This window comes from Mycobacterium sp. DHQP2018-32-09, from assembly GCF_058148405.1.
On record NZ_JBYVYK010000113.1, the window covers coordinates 1 to 1,038 of the forward strand.

Below are 1,038 nucleotides of genomic sequence, written 5' to 3' on the forward strand. Positions count from 1 at the left end.
GGCGGGGCCGCCGCACCGCCCACCGCCGCCACCGGGTCCACGACGCCGTTACCGACGCGGGGATCCCAGCCCGCCGCCGGCCGGATGGCGGTGGCCTCGATGCGTGCCATCACCTGCCGTGCCGACAGTTCGGGCGAGCGCGCCCGGATCACGGCGGCCAGCCCCGCCACCACGGGCGCGGCGTAACTGGTGCCGGACAGACCGCCGACGAGCCCGTCGCCGCTGGGTGCCAGCGACACCAGGTCCCGTCCCGGCGCGGCCACGTCCACCCACGGACCGGCGAGGCTGAAGTCCGCCGGACGGCCCTCGCGGTCGACGGCGCCGACCGTCAGCACGTAGTCGTCGTACCAGGACGGGCTGGCCACGGTGCGCACGCCCGCCCAGTCCGGGACGTTGCCCGCCACCGGGTTCTGTTCCCCGCACCCGCCGGATCCGCCGGATCCGCCGGCATTGCCCGCAGCGACCACCACGACGACGTTCTTCACGTCGACGGCGTAGGCCAGGGCCGCACCGAGGGCCCGGTCGTCCATCGCCTCGTCGGCGGGGCCGCAGGCCACCGACGACACGTTGACGACGGTGGCTCCGGCGTCGGCCGCGGTGCGCACCGCCTGGGCCATGGTCCGCACGTCGCCGACGCCCGCCTCGCCGTCGCCGACCACGCGGTAGGTGGCGCTGGACTGCCGGATCGAGAGGATGGTGGCCTCGGGCGCGATGCCCGCGAAGCCGCCGTCGGCGACGCCGGCGACGAGGCCCGCCACCATGGTGCCGTGCGCATCGCAGTCCTGCGTCCCGTCCCCGCTCGACACGTAGTCCCCGCCGGGCACCAGCCGGGGCAGCAGGCGATGCCGTGCCACTCCGGTGTCGATCACCGCAACCGTCTGTCCCGCACCGCGACTCAGTCGCCACAGCACCCGGGCGGCGGCCGCGGTGAGGACCGGGGTGCCGCCGTCCTGGGTCGTGGCGGGGGTGCGGCACTGCTCGACGCGCTCGGTCGGCGCGGGAGGCGACGGCGCCGCCGGACGCGGCAGCGCGGCCGCG

Annotated in this window: 1 protein-coding gene; it reads right to left on the reverse strand. The window is 77.0% G+C overall.

Annotation, left to right across the window (positions count from 1 at the left end; translation table 11 throughout):
* The coding region (mycP, locus tag AC30CM_RS26910) for a type VII secretion-associated serine protease mycosin (protein ID WP_490119963.1) at nt 1–1,038 on the reverse strand (1,038 nt) is incomplete at both ends.